1 protein-coding gene is annotated in these 1,646 nt (G+C 53.5%); it reads left to right on the plus strand.

The window, feature by feature from the left end:
- Positions 1-319: 319 nt before the first annotated feature.
- Positions 320-1,483: an IS110 family RNA-guided transposase gene (locus tag E1919_RS27080; RefSeq protein WP_162056518.1), complete on the plus strand. Its 1,164-nt coding sequence runs from the start codon at positions 320-322 to the stop codon at positions 1,481-1,483.
- The last annotated feature ends 163 nt before the right edge of the window (positions 1,484-1,646 follow it).

Consider the following 1,646-nt stretch of genomic DNA (forward strand, 5'->3'; position numbering starts at 1 on the left):
CAAATACACCTGGTGATATTGGGCATGAGGAAATTCCACCTGCCTGCTTCTTCCTTCAGACTGGACAGTACTCATATCTTTGAAGTGTTAGCCAGGAGTACAATTCTTACTATTTGTACCTTCGCTTTTATACATTAAGGGAGGAAAGGATTAAGTGACAGTACTAGACACGATTGATGTCGGCTTTAAGAAACCCCTTTCCTCCCTCTTCATCCAAGCCAGAACAGTACCGAAAGGCCGCCTGCTGCAGGCGAGACCTAGTATCTAGCTGTGAGTATAGGTTGCAGATGAAGTTCACTTACCCTAACTACTCAACGTGATGAAAAACCTGCTATGCCAAAACCTGGGAGTGGATGTTTCCAAAGACTCCCTTGATGTTGTCTTCTCTACCCTTGACATGGAGCGCCAGGTCAGGGTGAAAGCCTCCCGCAAGTTCGCCAACACACCTGCCGGCATCAGGCAGCTCCAGCGCTGGATGGAAAGCAAGCGCGCAGCAGAAGTGGAACTGCGTATCCTTATGGAGGCCACCGGCGTGTATTACGAGCAGCTGGCCTGGTTTCTCCACCAGCAGGGTTACCAGGTATCGGTGATCCTGCCCACCAAGGCTAAGCGCTACCTGCAGGCCCTGGGCCACAGGAGCAAGAATGACAGCATCGACGCCAAAGGGCTGGCCCGTATGGGCCTGGAGCAGTTGCTGCCCCTCTGGCAGCCCCTGTCGCAGAACATCTACCAGCTGCGTCTCCTGACCCGCCAGTTGGAGGACTTCTCTAACCAGCGCACCGTGTTCCTCAACCAGCTCCATGCCCTGCACCACAGTGCCTTTGCGGTAAAGCAGGTGGAGAAAAGCCTCAAAAAGATGGTCCGCACGCTGGAGAAGAGCATCCAGGAGCTGGAGGAGGCTATTCAGGAACTCATCTGCCAGGACCCGCTGCTGGCCGAGCGGGTGGAGAAGCTACTGGCTATCAAAGGAGTGGGCCTCAAGACGGTGGCCGTGCTCCTGGCCGAGACCAACGGCTTTGCCACCTTTGAGAAGCAGGGGCAGCTGGTGAGCTACTCGGGCTATGATGTGGTGGAGAACCAGTCAGGCAAACGCTCGGGAAAGACCAGGATGTCCAAGAAGGGCAACGCCCACATCCGCCGGGCCATGCACCTGCCGGCCTTTTCAGTGGTGCGCTACAAAGAGCCTGTCTTTGCCGCACTCCATGAACGGCTTTTGGCAAAGGGCAAGACCAAGATGCAGGCTTACGTGGCTGTGCAGCGTAAGCTGCTGATCCTGATATGGACGCTGTGGCGCAAGAACCAGGTGTATGACCCGCTTCACGACCAAAGGCATCAAAAACAAAAAGAGGCTATCCTTAGCTTGGAGGCCGGAGCCTCTCTTTCAGGTGTCAGCGCAGCTGACGTAAACAAAGTAGCCCCGCAAGGCAGGGCTACACAAGATGAGCATCCCGCACCTATCGGCCAGGAGCTCTCTTTCAGGTAAGGGGAAGATAAGGAAAATTCAAATTATTCGCTTGCTTTTTAAGACAGTACCTTACAGACATCTCACTTTTGAGATGATCTGGCATAAAACCATGAGAGAAGTGTTGGGAAGAGCGCTGGTTCCGAGTCCCTTTTTCATTTTTAAACTTCCCATGCCATGAAAA

The sequence above is a fragment of the Pontibacter pamirensis genome (assembly GCF_010015475.1).
GTDB classification, from domain to species: Bacteria; Bacteroidota; Bacteroidia; order Cytophagales; family Hymenobacteraceae; genus Pontibacter; species Pontibacter pamirensis.

Bases quoted from the DNA above. Each gene is read 5' to 3' on its own strand.
- E1919_RS27080 (WP_162056518.1), top strand. From the start codon at position 320: ATGAAAAACCTGCTATGCCAAAACCTGGGAGTGGATGTTTCCAAAGAC.